Origin of the sequence: Streptomyces aureus (genome assembly GCF_001418135.1) — a bacterium.
Classification (GTDB): Bacteria; Actinomycetota; Actinomycetes; order Streptomycetales; family Streptomycetaceae; genus Streptomyces; species Streptomyces aureus_A.
Window position 1 is genome coordinate 1 of record NZ_LIPQ01000522.1, and the last position, 2,197, is coordinate 2,197.

Annotated in this window: 3 protein-coding genes; 1 reads left to right on the top strand and 2 read right to left on the bottom strand. The window is 74.8% G+C overall.

Translation table 11 applies throughout. From position 1 onward, the window contains the following. Nucleotides 1–239 precede the first annotated feature (239 nt). Nucleotides 240–1,067 carry a hypothetical protein gene (locus AOK00_RS33030; RefSeq protein ID WP_055603840.1) on the top strand — a complete coding sequence of 276 codons (828 nt, stop codon included), beginning with the start codon at nucleotides 240–242 and terminating at the stop codon, nucleotides 1,065–1,067. 77 nt (nucleotides 1,068–1,144) lie between these two features. On the opposite strand, the gene AOK00_RS33035 is transcribed toward AOK00_RS33030, so the two are convergent. Both AOK00_RS33035 and AOK00_RS33040 read right to left on the bottom strand, forming a co-directional pair. Then, nucleotides 1,145–1,348, bottom strand: coding sequence for a hypothetical protein (locus tag AOK00_RS33035; RefSeq protein WP_030318670.1), 204 nt, complete (start codon nucleotides 1,346–1,348; stop codon nucleotides 1,145–1,147). Next, a complete protein-coding gene (locus AOK00_RS33040; protein ID WP_055603841.1) occupies nucleotides 1,342–2,118 on the bottom strand; it encodes a hypothetical protein in 777 nt (258 codons plus the stop codon). Before AOK00_RS33040 ends, AOK00_RS33035 begins: the two co-directional genes overlap by 7 nt. Between the last annotated feature and the right edge of the window lie 79 nt (nucleotides 2,119–2,197).

The window sequence follows — 2,197 nt, forward strand, 5'->3', positions numbered from 1 at the left end:
CGGCGAAGCCGCCGCCCGTTGTTCGGGCGCAGCTCCGCCGCTGCACCAACTGTGACAGAGAGCGTGCGCGCACGCAACTAATTCCGTGGGGCTTCCGTACGCCTCCGCGGCGGGCCCGCCGGGCGTCCCGGTAGTGGGCCCCGCCGTGCGTCCTTCCCCGCGTTCCTCCGTGCGCATGTCCGTACAGGCCCCGCACGCACGGCCGATAGGTTGGCGGCCACCGACCGAGGAGCCGCCCCGTGCCCGCCGCCCGCCCCCGCCTTCTGTACGTCACCGACCTCGCCTACCCGGCCCGCGGACGGCGCTACTGCGACGAGGACATCCACCTCACCGCCCGGCTGCGCGAGACCTTCGACCTGGCGCTCTGCCACCCGCTCGACGCCGCCGCGCTCATGGACGGCTTCGACGCCGTCGTCGTACGCAACAGCGGCCCGGTCATCGGCTACCAGAAGGAGTACGACGCCTTCCGCGAGCGCGCCCTGGCCGCCGGCACCCGCGTCTACAACCCCCTCCACGGCCGCGGCGACATGGCCGGAAAGCAGTACCTGCTCGACCTGACCGCCGCCGGGTACCCCGTCATCCCCACCGTCGACCGGCCCGAGGACCTCCACCGGCTCCCCGCCGCCGCCGAGTACGCGGTCAAGCCCAAGGCCGGAGCCGACTCGATAGGCCTGCGCTTCCTCACGTACGAGGAGCTCGCCGGCCTCGCGTACGACGGCCTCCTCGTCCAGCCGCGCGTCGACTTCCGGTACGAGGTCTCCTTCTACTTCGTCGACGACCTCTTCCAGTACGCCCTCCACGCCCCCGACCCCGCCCGCCGCTGGGTCCTGGAGCCGTACGAGCCCACCGGGGACGACCTCGCCTTCGCCCGCCGCTTCGTCGACTGGAACACCCTCGACCACGGCATCCAGCGCGTGGACGCCTGCCGCGCCCCCGGCGGCGAGCTGCTCCTCGTCGAACTGGAGGACCTCAACCCCTATCTCTCCCTGGACCGCGTCGCAGAGGAGACCCGCGACCGCTTCACCGCCGCCTTCACGGCCTCCCTCCACCGCTTCCTGGCGGCATGAGGAGCGGCACGGGGAGCGGCACGGGAAAGCGCCCCCCGTCCTTCACGGACGGGGGGCGCTTCTCGTACGACGGGGAGTCAGGCGGTACGGGGACGGCGGCGGGCCACGCGCTCGGCGGCGAACACGTCCTCCAGGCGGAAGAGCTGAGCCCGGCCCGCCTTCCCGGCGGCCCGCAGATGGCCGAGCTGGACCCACTTGCGGATCGTCGCGGGGGCGACACCGGCCTCCTCGGCGGCGAGCGGTCCGGGGATCAGGGCCGGCAGGGCGGGCGAGCTCAGCATGAGGTCTCCTTCGGGTCGTCCATCGCCGCCTCGATCTCCTCGGTGCGGGAGCCGGAGGCGGCCGCGAGTCCCGCCCACTCCCGCTCCGGCCACAGGTGCCGGTAGGCGGGGTCGTCCTGGCAGCCGCACGCCCCGTCCGTGCACACACAGGCCGGGTTCACACAGAGCACCGCGCGCCGGTCGGGGAAGGCCCGCAGCGACACCGAGTCGCACCAGGGGCAGCGGCCCGACACCCGTACGACCGTCTCCGAGTCGCCGAGCGTCCGGGCGCAGCGCCGGGCCATCCGGCGGATCTCGTCCCGTACGTGCCGGGCGAGGTCCGGGTCGGCGGCGATCGCGTCGAGGAGACCCACGACCCGGCGGAGCCGGTCGATCACCCCGGCGCGGGGCGGCCGGGGCAGCGCGAGCCGGGCGCACACGGCCTCCTCCAGCTCCACCACCCCGTCGGTGATGTCGCGGATCGCGTCGGAGACGTGCAGCCGGATCGGGGCGGCGCCGTGGCCGGGGACGGAGAGACCGTGCCGCTGCTGGAGGAGCAGCGCCTCGCGGCGCTCCTCACGGATCTGCTCGTCACGGCCCGCGGGGGAGGGGGCCGGGGTGCTCCCGGCGGGGCCGCGGCGACCGGGCGCGAGCTCTTCGGCGAGCTCGGGGAACTGGCGGACGAGGGAGGCGGTCCAGAGTGCGATGTCGCGCAGCACGAGTCCGACGGATGCGGTGGGGTGGGTGCGGTCGGCTTCGACGGATGCGGCGGGGGGCGTGCGGTCAGCCACGGCGGCCGCTCCGGGTGAGGGTCGAGGTGAGGGCGACGGCCTTCGCCACGCGGGCCGCGTCCGCCGGGCGCCCGTTGCG